The organism is Nocardiopsis listeri (genome assembly GCF_020741345.1).
GTDB classification, from domain to species: domain Bacteria; phylum Actinomycetota; class Actinomycetes; order Streptosporangiales; family Streptosporangiaceae; genus Nocardiopsis; species Nocardiopsis listeri_A.
Genome location: NZ_DYZD01000044.1, coordinates 1 through 25,867 on the forward strand (window position 1 = coordinate 1; position 25,867 = coordinate 25,867).

General features: G+C 70.3%; 17 protein-coding genes and 1 pseudogene. 13 read left to right on the top strand and 5 right to left on the bottom strand.

The genetic code is table 11. From position 1 onward, the window contains the following. The 8 genes from cobT to K8V84_RS02450 form a co-directional block, all read left to right on the top strand. On the top strand, positions 1–1,906 hold a 1,906-nt coding region (gene cobT, locus K8V84_RS02415), incomplete at its 5' end, for a nicotinate-nucleotide--dimethylbenzimidazole phosphoribosyltransferase (protein WP_304069757.1). A 255-nt stretch (positions 1,907–2,161) separates the two neighbouring features. Further along, positions 2,162–3,442 (top strand): uroporphyrinogen-III C-methyltransferase, encoded by a 1,281-nt coding sequence (gene cobA / locus K8V84_RS02420; protein ID WP_304069759.1) that lies wholly within the window; start codon positions 2,162–2,164, stop codon positions 3,440–3,442. A gap of 71 nt (positions 3,443–3,513) precedes the next feature. Next, positions 3,514–5,406 carry a GTPase gene (locus K8V84_RS02425; protein ID WP_304069762.1) on the top strand — a complete coding sequence of 631 codons (1,893 nt, stop codon included), beginning with the start codon at positions 3,514–3,516 and terminating at the stop codon, positions 5,404–5,406. Further along, on the top strand, positions 5,403–8,078 hold the full coding sequence (locus K8V84_RS02430) for a GTPase (RefSeq protein WP_304069764.1): 2,676 nt from the start codon (positions 5,403–5,405) through the stop codon (positions 8,076–8,078). Before K8V84_RS02425 ends, K8V84_RS02430 begins: the two co-directional genes overlap by 4 nt. 397 nt (positions 8,079–8,475) lie before the next feature. Then, a complete protein-coding gene (locus K8V84_RS02435; RefSeq protein WP_304069767.1) occupies positions 8,476–9,825 on the top strand; it encodes a GGDEF domain-containing protein in 1,350 nt (449 codons plus the stop codon). 89 nt (positions 9,826–9,914) lie between these two features. After that, positions 9,915–11,117: a DUF4192 domain-containing protein gene (locus tag K8V84_RS02440; RefSeq protein ID WP_304069770.1), complete on the top strand. Its 1,203-nt coding sequence runs from the start codon at positions 9,915–9,917 to the stop codon at positions 11,115–11,117. Positions 11,118–11,217: 100 nt separating this feature from the next. Then, a complete protein-coding gene (gene ettA, locus K8V84_RS02445; protein WP_304069772.1) occupies positions 11,218–12,882 on the top strand; it encodes an energy-dependent translational throttle protein EttA in 1,665 nt (554 codons plus the stop codon). 205 nt (positions 12,883–13,087) lie between these two features. Beyond that, a complete protein-coding gene (locus K8V84_RS02450) occupies positions 13,088–13,642 on the top strand; it encodes a globin (RefSeq protein ID WP_304069774.1) in 555 nt (184 codons plus the stop codon). Between the two features lie 9 nt (positions 13,643–13,651). Here the strand turns inward: K8V84_RS02450 and K8V84_RS02455 are convergent, their stop codons facing one another. Further along, the gene (locus K8V84_RS02455; RefSeq protein ID WP_304069776.1) at positions 13,652–14,083 is read right to left on the bottom strand and encodes a thioesterase family protein; all 432 of its coding nucleotides are present in this window, start codon (positions 14,081–14,083) and stop codon (positions 13,652–13,654) included. 175 nt (positions 14,084–14,258) lie between these two features. Continuing rightward, on the bottom strand, positions 14,259–16,355 hold the full coding sequence (locus K8V84_RS02460) for a prolyl oligopeptidase family protein (RefSeq protein WP_304069777.1): 2,097 nt from the start codon (positions 16,353–16,355) through the stop codon (positions 14,259–14,261). Positions 16,356–16,563: 208 nt separating this feature from the next. On the opposite strand from K8V84_RS02460, the gene K8V84_RS02465 reads away from it, so the two are divergent. The 3 genes from K8V84_RS02465 to K8V84_RS02475 all read left to right on the top strand — a co-directional run bounded on the left by K8V84_RS02465 (position 16,564) and on the right by K8V84_RS02475 (position 17,600). After that, on the top strand, positions 16,564–16,686 hold the full coding sequence (locus K8V84_RS02465; RefSeq protein WP_304069778.1) for a hypothetical protein: 123 nt from the start codon (positions 16,564–16,566) through the stop codon (positions 16,684–16,686). A 47-nt stretch (positions 16,687–16,733) separates the two neighbouring features. Continuing rightward, on the top strand, positions 16,734–17,234 hold the full coding sequence (locus K8V84_RS02470) for an HNH endonuclease (protein ID WP_304069805.1): 501 nt from the start codon (positions 16,734–16,736) through the stop codon (positions 17,232–17,234). A 159-nt stretch (positions 17,235–17,393) separates the two neighbouring features. Then, positions 17,394–17,600 carry a zinc ribbon domain-containing protein gene (locus K8V84_RS02475; RefSeq protein WP_304069781.1) on the top strand — a complete coding sequence of 69 codons (207 nt, stop codon included), beginning with the start codon at positions 17,394–17,396 and terminating at the stop codon, positions 17,598–17,600. 104 nt (positions 17,601–17,704) lie between these two features. Here the strand turns inward: K8V84_RS02475 and ilvD are convergent, their stop codons facing one another. Next, complete coding sequence (ilvD, locus tag K8V84_RS02480) at positions 17,705–19,567, bottom strand: dihydroxy-acid dehydratase (RefSeq protein ID WP_304069784.1); 1,863 nt, start codon at positions 19,565–19,567, stop codon at positions 17,705–17,707. Positions 19,568–19,842: 275 nt separating this feature from the next. Then, on the bottom strand, positions 19,843–20,625 hold the full coding sequence (locus K8V84_RS02485) for a nuclease-related domain-containing protein (RefSeq protein ID WP_304069808.1): 783 nt from the start codon (positions 20,623–20,625) through the stop codon (positions 19,843–19,845). 211 nt (positions 20,626–20,836) lie between these two features. Between K8V84_RS02485 and K8V84_RS02490 the strand changes: the two are divergent. After that, positions 20,837–22,264, top strand: a pseudogene (locus tag K8V84_RS02490) (amidase); the annotation flags it as partial. Here the strand turns inward: K8V84_RS02490 and K8V84_RS02495 are convergent. After that, positions 22,173–23,552: an MFS transporter gene (locus K8V84_RS02495; RefSeq protein ID WP_369696594.1), complete on the bottom strand. Its 1,380-nt coding sequence runs from the start codon at positions 23,550–23,552 to the stop codon at positions 22,173–22,175. The pseudogene K8V84_RS02490 and the gene K8V84_RS02495 overlap by 92 nt on opposite strands. A 200-nt stretch (positions 23,553–23,752) precedes the next feature. On the opposite strand from K8V84_RS02495, the gene malQ reads away from it, so the two are divergent. Then, a complete protein-coding gene (gene malQ, locus K8V84_RS02500) occupies positions 23,753–25,786 on the top strand; it encodes a 4-alpha-glucanotransferase (protein ID WP_304069789.1) in 2,034 nt (677 codons plus the stop codon). Positions 25,787–25,867: the final 81 nt, after the last annotated feature.

Below are 25,867 nucleotides of genomic sequence, written 5' to 3' on the forward strand. Positions count from 1 at the left end.
GGACCAGGTCCCCGCGGCCGCCGAACAAGCGGAGCAGAGCGACACCGTGCACGCATACGAAGCAGCGGCCTCCTTCCCGGAGCCGCAGCACACCGGGCCGCCTCGGGCGGGAGAGCCCGCCGGGGACCCCCGCGGTCGGCCCGCCCCGGCCCCCGAAGCGCCCGCCGACGACGCCTGGCGGCACACCGGCCACGACTTCGACGCCGCCGAACGCGCCGCCGTCTACCGTGCCATCCGCGAACGCCGCGACGTCCGAGCGGGCTTCCGACCCGACCCGATCCCCGCCGACGTGCTCACCCGGGTTCTGGAGGCCGCCCACCAGGCGCCCAGTATCGGGCACACCCAGCCCTGGGACTTCCTGGTCATCGACGACCCGGAACTGCGCGCACGGGTCCGTGACCTCGCCGAACAGGAACGCGACTCCCACTCCGGCGATCGGCCCGGCGCTCGCGCCCACGCCTTCTCCGGCCTCAAGGTCGAGGCGATCCTGGACAGCCCGCTCAACATCGCGGTGACGGTCGACCCGACCCGCGGCGCGCAGGCGCCCGGACGCCACGCCAAGCCCGCCTCCTACTCCGCCGCGCTCGCCGTCGAGAACCTGTGGTTGGCCGCCCGCGCCGAGGGACTCGGCGTGGGTTGGGTCGGCGTCACCGACGAGCGCGGTGTCGCCGACGTGCTCGCCCTGCCCTCCCACCTGGAGGTCGTCGCCTACCTGTGCGTGGGCTACGTCGACGAGTTCCCCACCGAACCCGAGCTCGGCCTCAGCGGCTGGGTGAAGGGACGCCCCCTGTCCTGGGCGGTGCACCGTGACCGCTACGGTCGCCGCGGTCTGCCCGGCCAGGAGCCCACCACCCTCCTGGAGGAGACCATCACCGCCATCGGAGCGCTGAACGCCCGAGCCGTGGAGGAGGCCAGAGACCGGCAGGCCAGGATGACCAAGCCGCTGGGGTCCCTCGGGGTGCTGGAGGACGTGTCGGTACAGCTCGCCGGGTTGGCGGGGGAGTGCCCGCCTCCCATCCCCGAACCGGCCGCCGTCGCGGTGTTCGCCGGTGACCATGGTGTGTACGCCCAGGGGGTGACCCCCTGGCCGCAGGAGGTCACCGCGCAGATGGTGCAGAACTTCATCGACGGCGGTGCCGTGGTCAACGCCTTCGCCGAGCAGGTGGGCGCCGAGGTGACCGTCGTGGACGTGGGCGTGGTCGGCGACCTGCCCCCGGCCGCCGGTCTGCTGCCCCGCAAGGTCGCGCGGGGGACCGCCGACTTCACCCAGGGGCCTGCGATGAGTCGGGAACAGGCGCTGCAGGCCTTGGAGGGCGGGATCGAGGTGGCCCGCGACCTGGTGTCGGCGGGCAACCGCTGCCTGCTCACCGGGGACATGGGGATCGGCAACACGACCCCCGCCGCGGCGCTGGTGTGCGCCTTCACCGGCGCCGACCCGGCCGAGGCCACCGGGCGGGGCACCGGTGTGGACGACGCCACCTACGAGCACAAGGTCGAGGTGGTCCGCAAGGCACTGGCCGTCAACCCGGTGGACCCCGAGGACCCGATCGGCACCCTGGCGGCCCTGGGCGGTCTGGAGCACGCCGCGCTGGCCGGGTTCATCCTGGGCGCCTCGGCGCTGCGGGTTCCGGTGTTGTTGGACGGGGTCATCGCCGGCTCGGCCGCGCTGGCCGCCGCCGCGATCTCCCCCGAGTCACTGAGCGCCTGCTTCGCCGGGCACCGTTCCACCGAGCCCGGCCACGGCGTGGTCCTGCACCACCTGGGCCTGACCCCGCTGGTGGACCTGGAGATGCGTCTGGGCGAGGGGTCCGGGGCGCTGCTGGCGCTGCCGCTGCTGCAGGGCTCGGCGCGGGCGCTGCGCACCGTCGCCACCTTCGAGTCCGCGGGGGTCTCCACGGACCGGTGATCCGGTCGGGCCGCGCGGGGTCCGTGCCCTGGAACGACGGGGTCCCGCCACAGAGGAGTGGCGGGGCCCTCGTGTCGATGCGGCGGGAGTCACCCCGCTCCGTGCTCGCCCCTTTACCCGGCTGTAATACCGCTTTGACAAGGTGTTTTGGAGCAATCGCCGAAATTCGCCGGCGGCGTACCGGGACGTCGATCCCGCGCGCACCCCGCCGCCGATGTCGGGGGCCGGTACGGACGACCATGAGGGGTACGATCCGTGACCTATCTCCTTGGCCTGCGCATGCGGGACCGTGATGTGCTGGTCGTGGGCGGCGGAAGGGTCGCCCAACGTCGGGTGCCCGTCCTCCTGGAGGCCGGTGCCCGGGTCACCCTCGTCTCTCCTGAGGTGTCCGCCGCGCTGGAGGACCTCGCCGACGCGGGACGCCTCACCTGGGTGCGCCGCCCCTTCGAACCCGGTGACGTGGTCGGTCCCGACGCCCCCGCCTACTGGCTGGTGCACGCCGCCACCGACTCCGCCGAGGTCAACGCCGCCGTGGCCACCGAGGCCGAGGACTCCCGGATCTGGTGCGTGCGCGCCGACGACCGGCACGCCTCCTCCGCCTGGACCCCGGCCAGCGGTAGGTCCGGCGGCATCACCGTGGGCGTGGTGGCCTCCGGCGACCCCAAGCGTTCCGCCGGGTTGCGCGACGCCATCATCGACGGCCTGGCCGAGGGCGCCTTGGACGCCCGCCGCGGACGCGAACGCCTCAACGGTGTCGCCCTCGTCGGCGGCGGCCCGGGCGACCCGGGACTGATCACCGTCCGCGGCCGACGACTCCTGTCCCAGGCGGACGTGGTGGTGGTCGATCGACTCGCCCCCACCTCCCTGCTGGACGCGCTGCCCTCGGACGTGGAGATCGTGGACGCCGCGAAGATCCCCTACGGTCGCTCCATGACCCAGGACGAGATCAATTCCGTTCTCGTCGAACGCGCCAAGGAGGGGAAGTTCGTCGTCCGGCTCAAGGGCGGTGACTCCTTCCTGTTCGGTCGGGGTGGGGAGGAGGCGGCCGCGTGCGCCGCCGCCGGCGTCCCGGTCATCGCGGTCCCCGGGGTCACCAGCGCGCTGGCCGCCCCGACAGGCGCGGGCATCCCCACCACTCATCGCGGAGTGGCGCAGGACGTGCACATCGTCTCCGCGCATGTGGCCCCGGGCGACGCGCGCTCGACCGTCGATTGGGGCGGCCTGGCCCGTTCCAACGGTACGATCGTCGCTCTCATGGGTCTGGGACGGATCGAGGCGATCGTCGAGGCGCTGACCTCGAACGGTCGTCCCGAGGACACCCCCGTCGCCGTGGTCCAGGAAGCGACACTGCCATCGCAACGAACCGTGGCCGGTACGCTGGCGGACATCGCAGCCACGGTTCGATCGGCCGGAATGCGGCCCCCCGCGGTGGTGATCATCGGAGAAGTGGTCCGAACAGCGCGGGAACTTGACATACTGCACACGGGGCCCCAGAGCGACCTGGATCGTCTGGCGACCGGGCGCGATCTCGAGTGAGACCTCCGACGGCGGCGCAAGCCAGGACCGTCGACGGGACCATCAGCAGCGATGAGGAGGGCATACCGATCATGACCCGGCCGTCGGCCGCACCGGACACCTCCGGTTCCGATGCCCCGGACCGGTTCACCACCGGACCGGACGCCACCTCCGCGCGACCCACCGCGGACCCCTCAGCCGTGCACGGGGCCGATGCCCCCGACAGTGGCCGCAGGGGTCCCACCGTGCCCGTGCCCTCCGGGCCGGCCAAACATCGGGCGCCCAGCAACGAGGACGACCGTTTCGAGCAGGTCCTGGAGTCGCTGCGCAAGCAGATCCGCGATCTGCGCTTCGCCGAGGGGCTGGCCGGCGCCGACGAGGGCAAGGCCCTCCAGGAGGACGTGCTCGCCCAGCTGTCCGACTACGTCCTGCCGCGGGTGCGCCGCCCCGACATCCCCCTGCTCATCGCCGTGGCCGGTTCCACCGGCGCCGGTAAGTCCACGCTCGTCAACAGCCTGGTCGGCGAGCAGGTCACCACCACGGGCGTGCGCCGCCCCACCACCAACAGCCCCGTGCTGGCCTGTAACCCGGCCGACGTGGACTGGTTCGGTGAGGCGTCCTTCATCCCCACCCTGCCGCGAGTACGCCAGCAGGGTCTGGCCATGCCCGGCAAGGACGGCATGTTGGTGCTGGCCGCCACCGAGGCCATGCCTCCGGGGGTGGCGCTGCTGGACACCCCGGACGTCGACTCCGCGGTGGCCGCCCACCACGAGTTCGCCGCCAAGTTCCTGGACGCCGCCGACCTGTGGGTGTTCGTCACCACCAGCGGCCGCTACGCCGACGCGCGGGTCTGGGAGTTCCTCCAGGTGGCCAGGGACAGGGACACCTCACTGGCCGTGGTGCTCTCCCGGGTGCCGCGCAAGGGCCGCCGCCAGTTGCTCGACCACTTCGGCGCCATGCTGGAGGCCAACGGTCTGAGCAACGCCGCCCGGTTCGCCATCCCCGAGACCGACCAGATCGAGGGCGAACGCTTCACCTCCAACGTCGCCGACCACATTCGCGACTTCCTCGCGGACGTGGCGGGAGAGGCCGAACAGCGCGACCGGGTCTCCCGCCGCACCTTCATCGGCGTCATCGACAGCTTCCGCACCCGGGTCCCGGAACTGGCCCGCCAGGTCGAGGCGCAGATCGAGACCGGCCGCACTCTGGGCTCCTCGGTCGACGACGCCTACGCGGCGGCCGAGAAGCACATCGAGACCTCCCTGGCCGACGGTTCGCTGCTGCGCGGTTCGCTGTTGGCCCGCTGGCAGGAACTCGCCGCCGGCGGAGAACTCGCCAAGAGCATGCGGCCACGTAAGAAGAAGCGCTCCCGCAAGGCCCGCGAGGTCCAGGTGGAGCGCGGCGAGCGGATCCAGGCCCTGGAACGCGCGGTGCGTGACTCGTTGGAGGCGCTGATCGTCTCCAGTAGCGAACGCGCCGCCGAACAGGTCGAACAGCGTTGGCGTCAGGTGGCCGGCGGCGGCGACCTGGCCACCAAGGCGCTGGAGATGCCCGGAAGCGGGATGCTGGCCCAGGAGATCCGGCAGGAGATCGACGAGTGGCGGGGCGAGATCGCGGAGATGACCGCGGCCGACGGCGCCACCAAGCGTTCGGTCGCCCGCTTCGTCACCTTCGACCACGACGTCGTCGCCCTGGTCATGATCATCGACCTGCTCGGATACGAGCGATCCCACTCCGGAGGCGGCGCCCACGCCGCCGACAGCTCGGGGCCGTCCCCGCAACGTCTGTTGAAGGGGCTTTTCGCCGCGCAGTCGCTGCGCGGCATCGGCCGGTCGGCGCGGGAGAACCTGCACCGGCGCGTGCTGGGCCTGCTCGCCCGGGAACGGGTCCCCTTCGACACCGCCCTGTCCTCCGCCGGCATTCCGTCCGACGACAGCGCCGTCCAGCTCTATCAGGCCACGTACAACCTCGAGATTGCCAGATGACGACTCAGTGGAACCCCGCGCAGGCGGGGGACAGCGGCCCCGGGGAGTCGAACACCCCCGGTGAGGACACCGAGCGCGAAAGCGCGTCGACCCCCGAACCGTGGGCGGACGAGCAGGTGCCGGAGCCCTACCAGAGCGGCCCATGGCGCGGTTACACCATGCCGGTTCCCGAACACCCCGAGCACGCTCGGGAACGGATCCGCGGTACGGAGGAACCCGCCGCCTACGACGGCATCACCGGCTACCCGGACCCGTCCGGTGCCGGTGCCGCCCTCGGTGGACTGCAGAACCCGGGTGTGCGGCGAAACCCCGCCGAAGCCGAGCCTCGGGAAGATCCCGACGAACGGGACCGTGCGGCGCAGCGGCGCGGCCGGCACTCCCGTATCGCCGCGGAGCGGGCCGGCATCGGACGCCGTGCCCCGGGTGAGGAGGCACGGGAGGACGATCCCGACAACCTCGCGGGATGGGTCGGCAGCCTCAGCAAGGCCGCCGACGACACCCGTATCGCCGGGCGTCACACCGGGTCCTTCCCGGTGGTGCGCCCCGACGACGAGGAATCTCCGAGCGGTCCCGACGCCGAGAAGACCTCGGGCGAGGATTCCGAGCACGAGGTCCCCCGCGTCGAGCGTGGTCGCGCGGAGGGTTCCAGGGTCTGGCGCGCCGAGACCGAGGAACCCGACGCGACCGACGAGCGGCGTGGTGCGAGACCCGCTCCCGAAGCGGGTCGGACCGGGACCGCCGCCGCGTGGGTGGGACCCGGCGACGTCGACGAAGGAACGAGCGGCGCCCACACCGACGGTGGTGACGTCCTGGCGCCCGCCCAGGACGTGAGCGCGGCCCGACCGGAACCGGTCGAGGCCGCAGAGCGGGATGAGCAGACCGGCGAGGACGCCGCAGAGGACGGGCCCCCGCCGCTGCCCCGCAGGGTCCCCGGACCCTCGGCGGTCTCCGGAGCCTTCCGGGCCATCGGCAGCGACACCACCGCTTCGGCGGAGGAGGACTCCTCGGCCGACGACGAGGAGTACCGACCCACCAACCACGACCGGTGGCAGCCCACCAGCACCACCAGCCGCGCCGAACTCATCGAACGCCTGGACGCGCTGAGCACCCTCGTCGAGGTCGGCAAGGACGACCTGCCCGACGAGGTGCTGGGCCGGGCCGGACAGTTGCTCGACCACGCCGGGGCGCGGCTGCGCCTGTCCGGCGACCACACGGTCGTGGCCCTGGCCGGGGGCACCGGGAGTGGCAAGTCCTCCCTGTTCAACGCCTTGTGCGGGCTGGAACTGTCACAGACCGGCGTCACCCGGCCCACCACCTCCAACGCGCACGCCTGCGTGTGGGGGCACGAGGGCGCCGACGCCCTGCTGAGCTGGCTGGGCGTGCCCACCCGCTACCGTCATTCCCGCACCAGTGTCCTGGACAGCGGTGACTCGGCGCTGACCGGCCTGGTCCTGCTGGACCTGCCCGACCACGACTCGGTGCGCAGCATGCACACCGCCGAGGCGGACCGGCTCATCGGCTCGGTGGACCTGTTGGTGTGGGTGCTGGACCCGCAGAAGTACGCGGACGCGGCCGTGCACCACCGTTACCTGGCCAACATGGCCGGGCACGGGGCCGTCACCGTCGCGGTGCTCAACCAGGTCGACAAGGTCGAGCCGCAGGAGCTGGAGGAGCTCCTCACCGACCTGCGTCGTCTGCTGGAGACCGAGTCCGGGGTGCACCCGAGGGTGATCACCACCTCCACCATCACCGATCACGGCATCGACGAGCTGCGTGAGTTCCTCAGTGAGTCGGTGACCGAGAAGCGCGCCCTGGTGGACCGTCTGGTCGCCGACCTGGATCAGGTCATCGAACCGTTCGATGAGTTCCACGGCGAGAACGACCCCGACGGGACCGTGCCCGCCCAGGTGCGGTCGCGGATCCAACAGGGTCTGGCCGACGCCGCCGGTGTGTCCGCTGTGGCGGACGTGGTGGAGACCAACGACGTGCGTCGCGGGCGACGCCGGGTCGGTTGGCCCGTGGCCCGTCGCGCGGTGAAGCTGCGCAAGGACCCCCTCGCCGCGGTGCAACTGGAGTTCCTGCGACGGGACGCCCCCGGTTTGGGCGGCCCGGTCGACGCGCACGAGGCCGAACTGGAGACGGTCCTGGGAGAGGCCGCCGACGAGGTGTCGGAGGGTATGCCCGCGGTGTGGCGTCGGCGGATGCGCGGTGCCGCCCGTAGCGGGATCTCGGAGCTGCCGGCGGAGCTGGGTGAGGCGGTCACCGCCGCGGTCGGCGACCCTGGCCGCAGCCCTTCCTGGTGGAAGACCGCGCGCATGGTGCAGTACGTGCTGTTGACCGTGGCCGGTATCGGTCTGTTGTGGACATTGGCGTCCTTGGCCAGCTGGTCGGGCGGTGGCATCACCGGTCTGGCGGTCTTCGACGACCCGGCCGCGATGGCCTACGCGGGCGCGGTGGCCGTGGCCAGCCTGCTGGTGGGCTGGCTGACGGGGGTGGGATGCGGCAACCTCGTGGAGGTCGCCGCGGTCCAGCGCCGTGAGGACGTGGAGCGTGAGGCCCAGGAACGGGTCCGGGAGATCGCGGGGGTGCGTGTGGTGACCCCGATGGAGGACGAGCTGGCGCGCTACCGAGCCTTCCGTGCCGCCTACGAGGTGGCCAGGCCCAAGGACTGACCTGCGCGAACTCGAAGAATCGCCGTGAGGACGGGGACGGATGCCGATGGGCGCCGTCCCCGTTCGTGTGCCCCGGGGAGGTTCACGGCCAGTAGAGGACAAATCGTGACGCTTGTAAATGCCCCAGAGACACAGGGTGACGGCTACCGTAGGCTCAACCTGCGGGCTACATACAATCGGCGATTAAGTTATTACCCAAAGTAATGTAAAGTGAGGGGGGTGTGCTTGCCGGTCTTCGAACCGGGGATTCTCCGTCGGACCCGGTGACCGAGCGACACCGGGGAACGGGGGGCGAATCCGGTTCGTCGTAGTGAGAACCGTGAGAGGCGGTGGGCACATCAGAGTCGGTAGTCGCGTACGGACGACAGAGGGCGTGGCGGGAAGGGAGGACGGAGCGGTGAGCATCTCGGAGAAGCCGATGGCCCCCGAGGAGAATCCGCCCGGGCAGCGACGACGTTCCTGGCCGGTCTTCCAACAGCCCCGCGGGCTGGTCGTCTACCTCGTACTGCTGGTGACCGCCGCACTGTTCCTGATCGGCGTGGCCGTCGCCCAGACGACCATCACGAGCTTCGACGTCGTACTCTTCATCGCCCTCGTCCTGTGCGCGCTGGTGTGCCTGGAGGCGATACGTCGTATCGGTGTGCCCGAAGGGCTGAGTCGCGATCTGTTGGGCGCCTGGTGGCTCCCCGCGATGCTCTTGCTGCCACCCCTGTACTCCCTGCTCATCCCCATCCCGGTCTTCCTGCTCCAACGCCGCAAACGACGTGCCATGTTGCACCGCCAGATGTTCAACACGGCCTCGGTGGGCGTCTCCGGGTTCGTGGCCTCGCTGCTCTGGCACGGGGCGCAGAGCGGACCGGTCGCAGGGCTCGGGGGATCCGCCACCGCGCACGCCACCCTCGCCAGTGTCAACGGTGTCTTCCTCGCCCTGTTGTGCTGTGTCGTCTTCACCCTCTTCAACACGGCGCTGGTGTTCCTGGCGGCCCGGCTCAGCCCCGACGGCGGGACGCCGAGCATGTGGGACCGCGAGGCGTTCCTGGTGGACTGCGTCGAATTATGTGTCGGCGTCACCGTCGCCATCTTGGCCCAACTCTCCCTGTTCCTCCTGATCATCGCCGTCCCGCCGGTCCTGTTGCTGCAGCGGAGCCTCGTCTACCAGCAGTTGCAGACCGCGGCGCGGACCGACCCCAAGACCGGGCTGCTCAACGCACCCACCTGGGAGCGGGAAGCGGCGAGTCAGATCGCACGGGCACGGGAGTCCCGAGGCCGGGCCGCGGTGCTGATCGTCGACATCGACCACTTCAAACGGGTCAACGACACCTACGGACACCTGTTCGGCGACCAGGTCCTGCTGGGTGTGGCCACCACGATCTCCCAGCAGTTGAGGGAGTCGGACCTGCTGGGCCGGTTCGGCGGTGAGGAGTTCGTCGTCCTGCTGCCGGGCTCCGACGTCACCGAGGCCTGGCAGGCGGCGGAGCGGCTGCGTTCCCAGGTCGGTCGGATGGAGATCACGGTGGACGAGGTCCCGGTCTCGATCACCATCTCGATCGGTGTGGCGGTGGTCGGTGACCACGGGGACGACCTCGTCGAGTTGCTCACCGCCGCTGACCTGGCGTTGTACCGGGCCAAGGAGACCGGCCGCGACCGCGTGTGCCTGCCCGCGGGACGGCCCGAGGTGAGCAGCCGGATACCCGTACCGCGCGAGGGCGGTATCCACGATGGCGGAAGTGCCGAGAACCGGTCCTGACCTGCCAAGACCTCCGAGCCGGTGTGAGTTTTCCACAGGCTCGGAGGACGCCGCTTGCCGCGTGGGCCTCGGTGACCGAACGTGAGTACATGCCCTGTGATCAGCATGGACCCGACGACGGCGCATCCTCCCGACACGATCACGCCCGCCCCGATGCGCGGGCCGTTCCCCCACCCCGCTCCGCGACCCCGACCACCCATCTGGCCGATCCGCGGGGCTTCCTGGCGGCACTGCCCACCATGGCGCGGCGTTCGGTGCGGGACTCCGTGCTGGTCCTGGTCGTCGACCGGGGCGATCCACGCGGGTTGCTGCACGGCACCCTCGACCGGTTGGACCACGTCCTGACGGCCGCGCGCAGCGGTGCGGTGGCCGTCCGGGCGGCGCTGGAGTTGTCCGGTGGAGCGGCCCTGTTGGCCGGGTTCGGGCCACCCGAACGAGTGGACCCGCATGCCGGGTCGTTCCTGGCCGAGGCCGCCGCGGCGGGTCTGCCGGTCCTGGCCGCCTACCGGGCGACGGGGGATCGGTTCTGGTCCTACCTGTGCGAGGGCGAGGGCTGTTGTCCCGCCGAGGGGTCGCCCTTCGATCCGCAGGCCCGTGCCACCCTGTGGAAACCTCCGGGCCTGGTCGCCGAACAACGACCCGGGCCACCGCGACGGATCGACCGTCAAACCGTGAAGCCGCCCGAGGAGGTGGAACCGGAGAAGACGGATCCGGTCCGGGTCAGGGCGCTGTTGGAGCCCGTGGTGGGCGAGCAGAGGGAGGCCGTCGCCGAGGCCGCGGCGCTCCTGGAGGCCCGGTTGCGCGCGGAACGCGGTCGTGACGCCTCACGGAGTCGGATCCGGCGGGTGCGGTCGGTGGTGCGCAGGGAGACGAGCGAACGGGTCCGCGCCCCCTACTCCTTGGCGATGCTCGGCGTCGCCGTCCTCGATCTGCGGGTCCGCGACGCCGTATGGGCCCGCATCACCCCTGAGGAGGCCCCGCTCCACCGGCGGCTGTGGTCCCGGGTGACCAGGCACGTCCCGGACCGACACCGGGCAGGCCCGGCCTCCCTGTTGGCCGTGGCCGCCTGGCAGACCGGTGACACGGCCCTGGCCCGGGCGGCGGTTCAAAGCGCCCTGGCTGCGCGACCCGGATACGCGATGGCGGTGTTGATGGAACGGGCGCTGGGATGGGGACTGTCGGCCGAACGCTGGACCCGGCACATGGCCGAGCACGCGGGCCGGTTCGAACTCGAAGGAGGGCCCGGGGAGGGGACGGAACCCGGTCCGGATCGGGCCCCACCACCACGTTGACCCCGTGGCCGCGTCCGGCGCCGGCCGGGTGTGGGCACGTGTTCCGCGCTCCGAGACGGAAGTGGCGGGGGCACGGTCCGACACGGCCTAGGCTGGAGGCATGCCGGAGTACATCTACACCATGCAAAACGTGCGCAAGGCGCACGGCGACAAGGTCGTCCTGGACAACGTTTCGGGTTCGTTCCTGCCCGGAGCCAAGATCGGCGTCGTGGGCCCCAATGGCGCGGGTAAGTCGACGCTGCTGAAGATCATGGCCGGCATCGAGCAGCCGTCCAACGGCGAGGCGCGACTCATGCCCGGATTCACCGTGGGCCTGCTCGCCCAGGAGCCGCACCTGGACGAGTCCAAGTCCGTCCTTGAGAACGTCGAGGACGGCGTCGCCGAGACCAAGGCGATGCTGAACCGCTTCAACGAGATCGCCGAGCAGATGGCGACGGACTATTCCGACGACCTGCTCGAGGAGATGGGCAAGCTCCAGGAGCAGCTCGACCACCGCAACGCCTGGGACCTGGACAGCCAGCTCGAACAGGCGATGGACGCGCTGCGCTGCCCGCCCGGGGACGCCGACGTCACCCAGCTCTCCGGTGGTGAGAAGCGCCGGGTCGCCCTGTGCAAGATCCTGCTCGAGGCCCCCGACCTTCTGCTTCTCGACGAGCCCACCAACCACCTGGACGCCGAGAGCGTGAACTGGCTGGAGCAGCACCTGGCCAACTACGCCGGCACCATCATCGCGATCACTCACGACAGGTACTTCCTGGACCACGTCGCCACCTGGATCCTGGAGCTGGACCGTGGTCAGTTCTACCCCTATGAGGGCAACTACACCACCTACCTGGAGACCAAGCAGGCCCGCCTGAAGGTCGAGGGGCAAAAGGACGCCAAGAAGTCCCGGCGCCTCAAGGAGGAGTTGGAGTGGGTCCGCTCCAACGCCAAGGCCCGCCAGACCAAGAGCAAGTCCCGTCTGGCCCGCTACGAGGAGATGGCCGCCGAGGCCGACAAGACCCGCAAGCTGGACTTCGAGGAGATCCAGATCCCTCCGGGTCCGCGCCTGGGCAACACCGTGGTCGAGGTCAAGAACCTCACCAAGGGCTTCGACGACCGTGTCCTGATCGAGGACCTCAGCTTCTCGCTGCCGCCCAACGGCATCGTCGGCATCATCGGCCCCAACGGTGTCGGTAAGACCACCCTGTTCAAGATGATCGTGGGCGAGGAGACCCCCGACGAGGGCAAGATCACCGTCGGTGACACCGTCGAGATCTCCTACGTCGACCAGTACCGGGGTCGGATCGACGACACCAAGAACGTCTGGGAGACGATCTCCGACGGCGAGACCTTCATCCAGGTCGGCAAGGTCGAGATCCCCAGCCGCGCCTACGTGGCCGCCTTCGGCTTCAAGGGCTCCGACCAGCAAAAGCCCTCCGGTGTGCTCTCGGGTGGTGAGCGCAACCGGGTCAACCTGGCGCTCACCCTCAAGCAGGGGGGCAACCTGCTGCTCCTGGACGAGCCCACCAACGACCTGGACGTGGAGACCCTCGGGTCGCTGGAGAACGCCATCCTGGACTTCCCGGGCTGCGCCGTGATCACCTCCCACGACCGCTGGTTCCTGGACCGCGTCGCCACCCACATCCTCGCTTGGGAGGGTGGCGCCAACTGGTTCTGGTTCGAGGGCAACTTCGAGTCCTACGAGAAGAACAAGATCGAGCGCTTGGGCCCGGAGGCCGCGCGCCCGCACGCGGTCACCCACCGCAAGCTCACCCGCGACTGATCGCGGTGGTCGACGACGAGGGCCCCGCCATCCGGAACCGTCCGGTCGGCGGGGCCCTCGTCGTCCCCGGTCGAGGTCGGAACCCGGCTGGTTCCACGGTCTCGTCACGAGGAACCTCGGCCCTTGCGACGAGGTGACCTGTGGGGTCGTCCCCCGGGTCCTGGGGCCCGGGGGGAGTCGGCGAACGTCGCATACCCTGGTGATGATGAGTTCCGCGCGTGATGACCACCAGGGCGCGGGCGAAGAGCCCGCGCAGATGACGTTCTACGAGGCCGTTGGCGGCGAGGACACCTTCGTCCGCCTGGTCCGTCGTTTCTACGAGGAAGTGGCCGAGGACCCCGAACTTCGGCCCATGTACCCGGAGGAGGACCTCGGCCCCGCCGAGGAGCGCCTCCGACTGTTCTTCATCCAGTACTGGGGCGGGCCCCGTACCTACAACGAGAGGCGCGGACATCCCCGTCTGCGCATGCGCCACGTTCCGTTCCGCATCGGCGCCGCCGAGCGGGACATCTGGCTCAAGCACATGCGTGTGGCCATGGACTCCCTGGAGCTGCCCGAGGCTCTGGACCGTCGGATGTGGGAGTACATGGTCATGGCCGCGCACAGCATGGTCAACGTCGCGGAGGAGGCCACGCCGCCGCCGGCGGCGGCCCGACCCACCTCGATGACCATCGGCAGTGACGGTCAGGCCCGAGAGGAGGCCCGCCGCGACGACGGCGACGACGATGGTGAGGCCATCACCATCTCCTTGAAGCGGTGACCGGTCCGTTCAGGAGTATTCGGCGAGCAGGGCGCGCTCGGTGTCGTTCAGACGCCGAGCGCTCTGCGTCGGTACGTCGAAACCGACCAGGACGGTCCTGGCCCGCAGGTAGACCTTCTCGTCGTCGAGGATCTCGTAGGCCAGGGTGCAGCTGGCGTTGCGCACCTCGGTGACCCACAGTTCCACGCGCACCGGCTCACGGCGGGGCAGCAACGGGGCGAGGTAGTCGGCCTCCTGCCGGGCCACCACCATGGCGCCGAAACCCTCGCCGCCGGCGACCCCTCCGTAGTTGAGGAACGAGACCCGGGCGTCCTCCAGGTAGGTCAGCATCCGCACGTTGTTGACGTGCTGCTGCGGGTCCAGGTCGGCGTAGCGCACCTGCTGGTGGTGCACGTGCCGCTTGGGTGCGGTGATGGCGACCTCGTCCTGGGTCTGGGTCACGTCCGTGGTCCTCTCCCTGGGGTGCCCCCGAGGACGGGGGCCGTGCGCGGGCGTTGCCCGGCGCGGCGCGCACGGGGACAGCCATCCGGCCATTCTCCCAAAGGGGGAGGCCACGGGGCCCGGGTGAGCTTGTGTCCTTGCTCTCCCCAGGCCCCGAACAACGCGATGACCGGACCTACCGGCCCACTTCCAGCCCCAGGTGGTGGGCGAGGAAGGCCAACTGGTCGGCACTGAGCGCCACGCTCCGGCTCACCGAGCGGGAGCTGTGCCCGACCTGCGCCTCGGCGCGCAGCAACACCGGACGTTCCCGGATCGGGGCCGACGTGGCGTGCTGCAGGGCCGCGCACAGTTTGCGGGCGTGCAGCGGGTCGACCCGGGTGTCGTTGTCGAACACCGTGAACAGGATCGCCGGGTACCGGGTGCCCTCGCGCACGTTGTGGTAAGGCGAGTAACCCAACAGCCAGCCCAGTTGTTCGGCGTCGTCGGCGGTGCCGTACTCGACGTTCCACAGCTGTCCCAGGCCGAAGCGTTCGTAGCGCACCATGTCCAGCAGGGGCGCCGAGCACACGGCCGCGCGGAACAGGTCCGGTCGCTGGGTCACCATCGTGCCCACGAGCAGGCCGCCGTTGCTGCCGCCCATCACGGCCAACCGGTCGCGGTCGGTGACTCCGGTGTCGATGAGGTGCTCCGCGGCCGCGGCGCAGTCGTCGAACACGTTCTGCTTGTTGGCGAGCATGCCGCCGCGGTGCCAGGCCTCGCCCTCCTCCAGGCCACCGCGCAGGTTGGCGACCGCGTACACGCCACCGGCCCGCACCCACGACAGGATCGCCGCGGAGTAGGCGGGGGTCAGCGAGATCTGGAAGCCCCCGTAGCCGTACAGGATGGTCGGCCGAGGACCGTCCGCCGCCTCGGGCGGGGACACCACCAGCATCCGCACCGTGGTGCCGTCCTTGGAGGTGAACGCGACCTGTTCGGTGCGCACCCGCGGCACGTCGATGTCACCGGGAGCGCGTTCCCACAGTTCCACCGCACCGGTGCGGGCGTCGTAGTGGTACACCGACGACGGGTGGGTGTTGTCGGTGTAGCCGAACCACGCCTCGTGGCCGCCCTCGGGGCGGGAGGTGAGACCGGCGAGACTGCCCAGGCCCGGTACGGGCACCGAACCCAGGGGGGTGCCGTCGGCCGGGTCGTGCCGGGTGATCTCGCTGATCGCGTGCCGACTCCAGGTGGCGAGGAGTTCGGGCGAGTCGAGCCCGTCCCCGTCCAGGAGGGCGAAACCGTCCAGGACGGCCTCGGGGTCCTCGGCGACCAGCGTGGTCCAGTTCTCGTAGCCCGGGTCGGCGGGGTCGACGACGCACAGGCGCCCACGCGGGGCGTCACGGTCGGTGAGCAGGTACAGACGCCCGTCCCGACCCACATGGGGGCTCAGATCGGCGTCCACGCCCTCCTGGACGGTGAGCAGGCGCGGGTTCTCCAGCGGGCTCGTGTTCAGGTCGGCGACCCAGGCCTCGGTGGCGGACGAGGTGCCTCGCACCGAGGTCAGGGTCAGCCAGCGCCCGTCCCGGCTGAGGGAGACGCCGAAGTAGTCGGTCTTGTCCCGGCCCTCACCGAAGACGATGGGGTCGTCCTCCGCCGGGGTGCCCAGACGGTGCAGGTAGACGCGGCGGTGGTAGGCCTCCTCACCGTCGGGGACACGCTCCTCGGGCAGCCGGCGCACGTAGTAGAACGCCGAGCCGTCGGGCAGCCACGCCACCGGGCTGTACCGGGTGCGGGGGATGGGGACGTCGACGGGTTCGCCTGTGTCCACGTCCATGATCCGCAGCAGCGACTCCTCGTCACCGCCCTCGGAGAGCTGGTAGGAGAGCAATCGGCCGTCCGGAGAGGGCCGCCAGGAGTCCAGGGTGGTCAATCCGGAGGGGTCCATGGCCCCGGGGTCGATGAGCGTACGTTCGGGCCCGTCCCCGTCGCGCACGTACAGCACCGCGTGCTCCTGGCCGGGGTCGCGTCGTACGCTGAAACGGCGGTCGCCCCGCCACAGTGGTACACCGACGCCACCGGCCCCCATGAGGGAGCGCAGCCGTTCCGCGAACACCTCACGGGCGTCGTGATCGACGCCGATCCGTTGGTACAGGGCGTCCTGTGCCGAGGCCCACTCCTTGGTGGAGGCGGCGTCGGCGTCCTCCAACCACCGGTAGGGGTCGTGGACCGTGTGTCCGTGCAGGTTCTCTTCGATGTCCAGCCGTTCGGCCGGGGGATAGCGGAGTTCGCGCATGCTTTGCACCCTATCCACCCATATCTCACCCTGCGTGTTCGGCGCGGCGTCACTATGGAACTCACTGTGCCGGCCGCACAATGGGTTCGAGAAAGCGACAACAGACGTTTTCTGGGCAGCCCAACGTAAATTGGGGTGGCGCTGGAGTGCTTCCACCAAGCAGACTGAATGCGGGACGCAACTCGGCGGGAACCACCGGGAGGTCCGTGTGGCAAGGCGTAAGAAGACACCGATCCTGGGATCGGTGCACAGGGAGGTCTCCTGGCTGGCCGAACGGCTGGCCGGGGAAGAGACACGGCGGTCGTTCGCGACGGCCGAGGTGACGCGATGAGCGGCCGGCGCAGCAAGGAGGGCGGTCCAGGCACCGCCCGACGCCACGTGCTGCTGCTCAACGCCAGTTTTGAACCACTGACGACACTTCCACTGCGCAGGGCGATTCTGCTCGTGCTCCGAGAGAAGGCGGATGTCGTGCACGAGGACGGCACCGGAGCGGTGCTGCACTCGGCGACGCGAGCCTACGATGTGCCGTCCGTGATCAGGCTGCGGCGTTACATCAGTGTTCCGTACAGCCGTAGGGTGCCGCTCACCCGTGTCGCACTGATGCGGCGGGACCGGCACACGTGCGGGTACTGCGGAAAGAAGGCCGAGACGATCGACCACGTCATCCCACGCAGCCGCGGTGGCGCGCACGTATGGGAGAACGTCGTGGCGGCCTGCAAGCCGTGCAACCACCGCAAGGCGGACAAGTTCCTCGACGAGATCGGTTGGGAACTGCACATCACCCCCAAGGTGCCCAAGGGTCCCCACTGGCGGTTGATCAACGGCGACCTGCACGGTGACCCACAGTGGGAGCCGTACATGGCGCACCTGGCCGCCTGACGCGGCCTGTGAGGGTCGGAGTACCGGGCGTCCCAAGACCCGGCCCCTCAGGTGCCCCCGGGAGTCGAATCCCCTTCGACCCCGGGGGCGCCTCCTTGCCCGGAGGTTCGGGCCCGTCGAACCCTTCGCGTGCGGTGGGCGGCGTCCTATTCTGGGGGCATGCCCAGATACGATTTCCGCTGCCGCGAGTGCGGCGACACCTTCGAACTGTCCCGCCCGATGGCCGAGTCCGACAGCCCCGCCGCCTGCCCGCAGGGGCACGACGACACCGTGCGTCTTCTGTCCACCGTCGCCGTGGGCGGCCGTGCCGCGGCCCCGGCCCCCTCCGGAGGCGGCGGCTGCTGTGGGGGCGGCTGCTGCGGCTGACCTCGACGCCGTTGCCTCGTTCGGGCCGCCCACGGCCACCCGCCGTGCACAGGCGAAAGGGGCGGTCCCGGTGGGACCGCCCCTTTACACGATCGACCCGTTCTCTACTTCTCGATCTGGGTGACGTCGCGAGCCGCCCCGGTGGAAGCGGACGTGGCCATCGCGGCGTAGGCGCGCAGCGCCGCGGTCACCGGACGCTGACGGTCGCGCGGCTGGAACCGGCCCAGCTCCTTGAGCAGCCGCTCACGCCGGGTGTTCAGCTCGTCCTCGGGGACCTCCAACACCAGACCCCGGTTCGGGATGTCGATGCTGATGGTGTCGCCGTCCTCCACCAGGGCGATGTCGCCACCGGCCGCCGCCTCGGGGGAGGCGTGGCCGATGGACAGGCCCGAGGTGCCGCCGGAGAATCGCCCGTCGGTGATGAGCGCGCACGCCTTGCCCAGGCCGCGCCCCTTGAGGAAGCTCGTCGGGTACAGCATCTCCTGCATGCCGGGGCCGCCCTTGGGGCCCTCGTAGCGGATGACGACCACGTCACCGGGCTCGATCCGCTTGTTGAGGATGCCGTCGACGGCATCCTCCTGGGACTCGAACACCTTGGCGGGCCCGGAGAAGGTCCACAGCTCCTCCTCCACGCCGGCGGTCTTGACGATCGCGCCGTCGGGGGCGAGGTTGCCGAACAGCACGGCCAGGCCACCGTCCTTGGTGTAGGCGTGCTCCACCGAGCGGATGCAGCCCTTCTCCCGGTCGGTGTCCAGGGTCTCCCAGCGGGTGCTCTGGGAGTAGGCCTTGGTGGTGCGGCGGCCGCCGGGCGCCGCGTGGAAGAGCTCCACCGCCACGTCACTGGCGGTGTCGGTGGTGATGTCCCACTCGGCGATGAAGTCACCGATGGTCTTGCCGTGCACGGTCGGCAGCGAGGTGTCCAGTAGTCCGCCACGGGCCAGCGAACCCAGGATGGCGGGGATACCGCCCGCTCGGTGAACGTCCTCGACGTGGTACTTCTCGGTGTTCGGCGCGACCTTGCACAGGCACGGGACGCGTCGGGAGATCTCGTCGATCTCGGGCAGCCCGAAGTCCACACCGGCCTCGGTGGCGGTGGCCAGAAGGTGCAGGATCGTGTTGGTGGAGCCGCCCATGGCCACGTCGAGCGCCATAGCGTTGGCGAAGGCGGCCGGGGTGGCGATGGACAGCGGCAGCACCGAGTCGTCGTCGTCCTCGTAGTAGCGCTTGGCGGCCTCCACGACCAGCCGACCGGCGTCCTCGTACAGGGCGCGGCGGGCGGTGTGGGTGGCCAGCACGGTGCCGTTTCCGGGCAGGGCCAGGCCCATCGCCTCGGTGAGGCAGTTCATGGAGTTGGCGGTGAACATGCCCGAACAGGAACCGCAGGTCGGGCAGGCGTTCTCCTCCATCTCGTCCAGCTCGGCCTGCGAGACGCTCTCGTCCGCGGCGGCGATCATCGGGTTGATCAGGTCGAGCTTCTTGACGGTGGTGGCGGTGCCGTCGACCACCGTGACCTTGCCGGCCTCCATGGGGCCGCCGGAGACGAACACGGTGGGGATGTTCAGGCGCATCGCCGCGAGCAGCATGCCCGGGGTGATCTTGTCGCAGTTGGACACGCAGACCAGGGCGTCGGCGCAGTGCGCGTTGACCATGTACTCCAGCGAGTCCGCGATGAGTTCACGACTGGGCAGCGAGTACAGCATCCCGCCGTGCCCCATGGCGATGCCGTCGTCGACGGCGATGGAGTTGAACTCGCGCGGCACGCCACCGGCCTCGCGGATGGCGTTGGCGACGACCTCGGCGACCTCGCGCAGATGCACGTGACCGGGCACGAACTCGGTGAAACTGTTGGCCACGGCCACGATGGGCTTGCCGAAGTCCTCGCGTTCCACGCCGGTCGCACGCATGAGAGCACGTGCACCGGCCATGTTCCTGCCGTGGGTGACCGTACGTGAACGTAGGGGCGGCATGGATGGACTCCCATCGTTACGGGTGTTTCCCTTCGATGGTAGTCCCCCTCGGGGGCCGCTTCGGTCTCGCCTCAGAAGACGGGCGTTCCGGATAATGAGACATCGTGGTGGATTCTCCCCGGTCAGACCTCTGCCGTCCCGCCCGGAGGCGGACCCGTTCGCGCATCGGACGGAGTCTCCCGCCGGCCCGCGCCCCTCTGCTTCGGGCATACGTAAGGCCCGGAACCACGGCGTTGTGGAGCCTTTCCGGGCCGAGCGGCGACGGGGGAACGGGGTCAGTAGCGGGGTGGTAGAGCCTTCTTCGCAGCCTGGTAGATCTCCTCGATCTCGGATTCGCTGAGCCGGTCGCGGCCGGTGCGCAGCCACTTGCGGACCTTGGTGCCGGTGATGATGTCCACTCCGCGCAGGCGGTGGCTGTCCCAGGGCATGCCGGGACCGTAGATGGCCAGTGAGGCGCGGACCTTGATCTCGCGGCCGAGCTCCTTGCCGACGAGCTCCGCCGCGCGCTCGGCCTCTTCCAGGGCCTCGTCGATCCGTTCGTTCTTGCTGAACCGACCGTGGTACAGCTTCTCCAGCTTGTTGCGCAGCGGGAGGCGCTTGTCCCAGGACTCGGAGTCGATGGCGAAGGCACCGCGGCGACCGACGATGAAGTGGTCGATCTGGCCGTTGCCGCCGGGCACCGCGCGCGCGTGCAGGACGCGGTAGCCGAGCTGCTTCATGACCTTGAGCTGGGCCTCGGTACGACGCTGTGCCGCCGAGGGCTTGCGCCAGCGCGGGATTTCGGACTCCCGGCGTGAGCTCCACACCATGACGGAGACCAGGGCGACCAGTCCGAAGGTGACGCCGACCCGCCAGTCCCCGGTGAGCATGCCGATGCCGCCGGCGACGACCGCGGCGATCGAGCTCCGGATGATCCACCGGCGGAGGGCGTCGTTGGACTTGAGGGCCCCGTACAGGGCCTTGCCGCCGATCCCGTCGGTCTTGCGTTGATTGGGAAAGAAGAGGGCGTTGTGTCCTTCGGGTTCGGACCCTCCGGACGATGAGTTGCGACTGTTCACTCTGGTTGCCGATTCCACGACGGACAGGTTAGTTCCATCCATATCCGAGTCCTAGTGCATTACTTCTCACACTTTTCTTACCTTGCACCCTTGCATCCGTACGTGTTCGGATGTTGAAAGTGGGGAAGGATTACCTTTTCGTCGTCTCTCTAGAGAAGCCAGGCCTCATTCGCGTGGTGCCCGTTGCCTTACCCCGTTAATCTCTGGCGGTATGACCCGAATACGTGAACTTCCCCTTCATCGGCTCGTGGCGCTGGTCCGCAGTCGTGAGCTGTCGCCTGTTGAGATCACTGAGTACTATCTGGCGCGGATTCGCAGGTTCGACGAACGTTCTGGCGCCTATGTTTCGGTCCTTGAAGAAAGCGCGCTGGAACAGGCCCGGAATGCGGAGAAGCGGGTCGTCTCCGACACGCCGGCCACTCTGCCGCCCCTGTTGGGGGTCCCCCTGCCCGTCAAGGACCTGGACCTCCTGGCCGGCGCACCCGTCACCTTCGGCTCACGTCTGTACTCGGGCCTCACCGCCCCCACAGACTCCGCGGTGGTCGCGCGACTCCGCGAGGCCGGCGCGGTGTTCCTCGGCAAGACCAACACCCCCGAGTTCGGGTCGACCTGCTACACCGAGAACGACATCGCCCCGCCCACCCGTAACCCTTGGGACACCCGGCTGTCGGCGGGCGGCTCCAGCGGGGGCGCCGCGGCCGCGGTGGCCGCCGGACTCGCCCCGGCGGCGCAAGGGAGTGACGGCGGTGGATCGATCCGCGTCCCCGCCTCGGTCTGCGGACTGTTCGGACTCAAACCCACCCGGGGTCGGATCTCCGGCGGCCCCGACCGGGTGGACCTGTTCGGACTGTCCACCTCCGGGCCGATCACCCGCACCGTCCTGGACGCGGCCCTGCTCTTGGACGTCATGACCGTCGATCACCCCGGCGACGCCTACGCCGCCCCGCCCCTGGCGCCCGGCGAGACCTTCGCCGGCCACACCCGGCGTGAACCGGGGCGGCTGAGGATCGGCCGCTACGCCGACACCGGCTCCACCGGTATCCCCGTCCACCCCGAGGTACTGGCCGCCTACGAGGAGACGACCGGACTCCTCGTGGACCTGGGACACGAGGTGGAGGAGATCGAGGCCCCCGTCGACGTCCACTTCGCCGGTGCCTACGCCGACGACTTCCAGTACCTGTGGGAGGCGATGAGCGCGACCACCCCGGTGGACCCCGCCCGCGAGGACGAACTCACCTCCATCAACCGTTGGCTGCGCGAACGCGCCAGGGCCGCCTCCGCCCCCGACCTCGTCGCCGCCTGGGCCCGACTCCAACGCGGCGTACGTTCATTGCTGGCCGCCACCGAGCCCTACGACGCGGTCCTGAGCCCGACCCTGGCCGCGCCCCCGGTCCCCGTCGGTCACTTCACCGGTGACGGACCCGAGGCGGAGTTCCGACGGATGACGGAGTTCACGCCGTTCACCTCGGTCTACAACGTGAGCGGACAGCCGTCGGTGAGCGTGCCGCTGCACTGGTCCGAACGGGGGCTGCCGATCGGTGTGATGTTCACGGGTCGCATGGGCGCAGAGGGGACCCTGCTGTCCCTGTCGGCCCAGCTGGAGAGGGCTCGTCCGTGGGCGCACCGTTTCCCGCCGGGCTGGGAGGACCGACCTCGGGACGGTCGACCGGGGCCTCCTCCACCGGAGAGCCTTCCTCCCCGACCGGAGGGCGGCGCAGGAACAGGGTGAGCACCGCGGCCAGCGTCACCAGACCGACCGCGCCCAGCACCCCGCCGGCGATGCCGTTCGAGTCCACCAGTGCTCCGGTCAGCGGCCCGGCCACGGCACCACCCGTGCTCATGGCCGTGGCCATCCACCCGAACGCCTCCGCCCGCCGGTGCGAGGGCGCGGTGTCGCCCAACCGCCCCATCACCGCGGCCAGCGTCGGAGCCAGCGCGAGCCCGGACACGAACAGCAGCGGGGTGATGAGCAGGGGCGTGGGCAGGTGGTTGATGGGAGGCACGAACGGAACCAGGAGCGCGATGCCGGCCGCGGCGCCGAACGCCCGCAGTGGCAGGCGCGGCGCGCCCTTCAGACCGCCGGCGACGGCACCGCCCACCAACGATCCCAACGCCCACACAGAGGCCAGCACCATCACGTACTGAGGCGCGTTCAGCTCGTTGGCCCACGCCACGATGACCAGGTCCATGCCCACCACTCCCGAGACGATGAGCAGGCACATCACGAAGACCAGGCACAGGGCGGGGGACGCCAGCAGACTCCGCCGCCGTACCTTCCGCGCAGCGGTGGTCTCGTCGGTTCCGGGCCCGTCGGACGTCGCGTGCTCGACCGACGCCGGACCGGTGACCCCGGCACGCCGCAGTGCCAAAGCGAATCCCACCGCACCCGCCAGCCCCAGCAGACCCAACATCAACAGGGCGTAGCGGGGGCCGGCCATCGCCACCACGGCGGCGGTGAGGATCGGCGAGAAGACGAACAACAGCTCCTGGGTGGTGGCCTCGGCCGCGTAGATGGCCTGGCGCTCGGGCCCCCGGGTCAAGCGCGGCCACAACGCGCGCACGATCTGGTTGGCCGGAGTGCCGAACAGGCCGGTCCCCAACGCCAACGGAATCGACAGCCACCACAGCGACGCGGGCAGCAACGCCAAGGTCGTCAATCCCACGGTGAACACCACACCGCACACCAGCACCAGTCGGTCACCGCCGCCACGGTCCGCCATGCGCCCTCGCAGTGGCCCCACCAACGCCATGCCCAGGGTGAACGACCCCGCGACCAGACCCGCCAAGGTGTAGGAGCCGGTCCATCCCTGCACCAGGAAGGTGACCGCGATCATCAGCCCCGGGGTGTGGAACCGCGCGATGAGGGACCACGCGAGCAGGGACATGACGTGGGGCACGGCGAAGAGCCGTCGGTAGTTGGCGAGCACGCTTCCGATTATGCAGTCGGCCGGGAAGGGCCGCGACGGAACGAACGGACCGTGCGGTGGAGAGCACCGTTCGTACCGGAAAGTCGCCGAAAAGTCCGGGTCACGTTCCGACCGGGTCACGGAACCGACGACCACCTTTCGCTCCCACGCCGGGGCGACCTCCGGTGTACACACGCCCTGGTGGGGCATGATCGGTTTCTGTGAGGGACGTTCAGCTGGCCCGGGTGGCCGAGCAGTACGGGATCGCGACCACGTACGAGGACTGGCGGGGACGACGGGTGCCCGTCGGTCTCGACACGATCCGTCATGTCCTGGCGGCGATGGGGGTGGATCCGACCGATCCCGGTCCGGGGCCGCAGAGAGGGCCGTTGCCGCCGGCGGTCGTGCTCCGTGAGGGCAAGGCACCCGACCTGGTGCTGCCCGACGGTGCGCGCGGCGTCGTGGAGACCGCGGACGGGGCGCTGCTGCCCTTCGATCCGGGCCTGCCACTGGGCGTGCACACCCTGCGGGTCACCGACAACGGCACCGATCACGCCGCTCCGCTGCTGGTGGTCCCCGACCGGATCGAACCCACCGTGCTGCGTCGAAACCCGCGGCTGTGGGGACTGATGGCCCAGGTCTACAGCGTGCGTTCACGCGCCTCGTGGGGTACCGGAGACCTGCGCGACCTCACCGAACTCGCGGACTGGAGCGCCCGGGACCTTGGCGCCGACTTCACCCTGATCAACCCCCTGCACGCCATCGAACCGGTGGCCCCCATCGAACCCTCGCCGTACCTGCCGGTGAGCCGTCGCTACGCGAGCCCGCTCTACATCAGGATCGAGGACGTGCCAGAGTACGCGCGGCTCGATCCGGCCCAACGCGAGGGCGTCCAACGCCTCGCCCGACCGTTGCGCGAACGCGGACGTACCGCCGACCTCCTCGACCGCGACGCCGTCTGGGAGGCCAAGAAGGCCGCCCTGGAGATCCTCTTCCAGGTGCCGCGCGCGCCCGGCCGCGAGGAGGCACTGCGCAGGTACCTGGACGGTGAGGGCCGGTCGCTGGTCGAGTTCGCCACCTGGTCCGCGTTGGCCGAGGAGTACGGTTCCGACCACCGGTCCTGGCCCGCGCACCTGCGCGACGTCAGCGCCCTCACGGTCGGCAAGGAGGCGCTCCGCCGCTGGCCGCGGGTGGAGTTCCACCGATGGCTGCAGTGGATCCTCGACGAGCAACTCGCCCTCGCCCAGAACGGGTCCCTCAACGCCGGGATGAGCCTGGGCATCGTGCACGACCTGGCCATCGGGGTGCAGGCCGGCGGCGCCGACGCCTGGATGTTCCAGGACACGCTGGTGCGGGGACTGCACGTGGGCGCGCCTCCGGACGAGTTCAACCGCCTCGGACAGGACTGGGGGCAGCCGCCCTGGCATCCCACGGCCCTGGCCCGTCAGGGCTACGGGCCGCTGCACCAGATCCTCACGTACAACCTGCGGCACGCGGGCGGCCTGCGGATGGACCACGTGATGGGTCTTTTCCGGCTGTGGTGCGTACCGGAGGGGGCCTCCGCCGACCAGGGCACCTACCTCGAGTACGACCACGAGGGCATGGTGGGCGTCCTGGCCCTGGCCGCGCGCGAGGCGGACGCGGTCATCATCGGCGAGGACCTGGGCACCGTGGAGCCGTGGGTGCGCGAGCACCTGTCGGACCGGGGGATCTTCGGCACCTCGGTGTTGTGGTTCGAGAACGACGAACAGGGGCGACCGCGCACCCCGGACCGTTGGCGTACCGACTGCCTGGCCACCGTCGCCACCCACGACCTGCCGCCGGTGGCGTCGTTCCTGTCGGCCGAACACGTGGAGCTACGCGATCGCCTGGGCCTGCTCGACCGTCCCGTGGACGAGGAGCGGGCGGACTCCGAGGAACGCGTGGGTCGGTGGCGCGAGACGCTCGTGGAACTGGGGTTCCTGGAGGCCGACGTCGACCCGCTGGCCGACCCGGCGGCGGTGGTCGCGGCCATGCACGCCTACCTGGAGGCGACCCCGGCCCGCCTGCTCGGGGTGGCGCTCACCGACGTGGTGGGGGAGCGGCGCATGCAGAACCAGCCGGGCACCAGCACCGAGTACCCCAACTGGCGGATTCCACTGACCAGCGGCGAGGGCGAACCGGTGCTGGTGGACGAGTTGCTCGCCGACCCGCGAACGGTGGGCCGGATCCGGCGCACCCTGGGTCCACTGGCCGGGCCCGGGCGCATCCTGTAGCCCGCCCTCGAAAGGCCCCGGTCCGGAAGGACTCCGGCCCCGGAAGGAGGAAGATCCTTTCCGGGGCCGTCGTGTGTTCGA

Bases quoted from the DNA above. Each gene is read 5' to 3' on its own strand.
- ilvD (WP_304069784.1), bottom strand. From the start codon at position 19,567: ATGCCGCCCCTACGTTCACGTACGGTCACCCACGGCAGGAACATGGCC.
- K8V84_RS02425 (WP_304069762.1), top strand. From the start codon at position 3,514: ATGACCCGGCCGTCGGCCGCACCGGACACCTCCGGTTCCGATGCCCCG.
- K8V84_RS02460 (WP_304069777.1), bottom strand. From the start codon at position 16,355: ATGCGCGAACTCCGCTATCCCCCGGCCGAACGGCTGGACATCGAAGAG.
- K8V84_RS02450 (WP_304069774.1), top strand. From the start codon at position 13,088: ATGAGTTCCGCGCGTGATGACCACCAGGGCGCGGGCGAAGAGCCCGCG.
- K8V84_RS02440 (WP_304069770.1), top strand. From the start codon at position 9,915: ATGCCCTGTGATCAGCATGGACCCGACGACGGCGCATCCTCCCGACAC.
- K8V84_RS02430 (WP_304069764.1), top strand. From the start codon at position 5,403: ATGACGACTCAGTGGAACCCCGCGCAGGCGGGGGACAGCGGCCCCGGG.
- K8V84_RS02475 (WP_304069781.1), top strand. From the start codon at position 17,394: ATGCCCAGATACGATTTCCGCTGCCGCGAGTGCGGCGACACCTTCGAA.
- ettA (WP_304069772.1), top strand. From the start codon at position 11,218: ATGCCGGAGTACATCTACACCATGCAAAACGTGCGCAAGGCGCACGGC.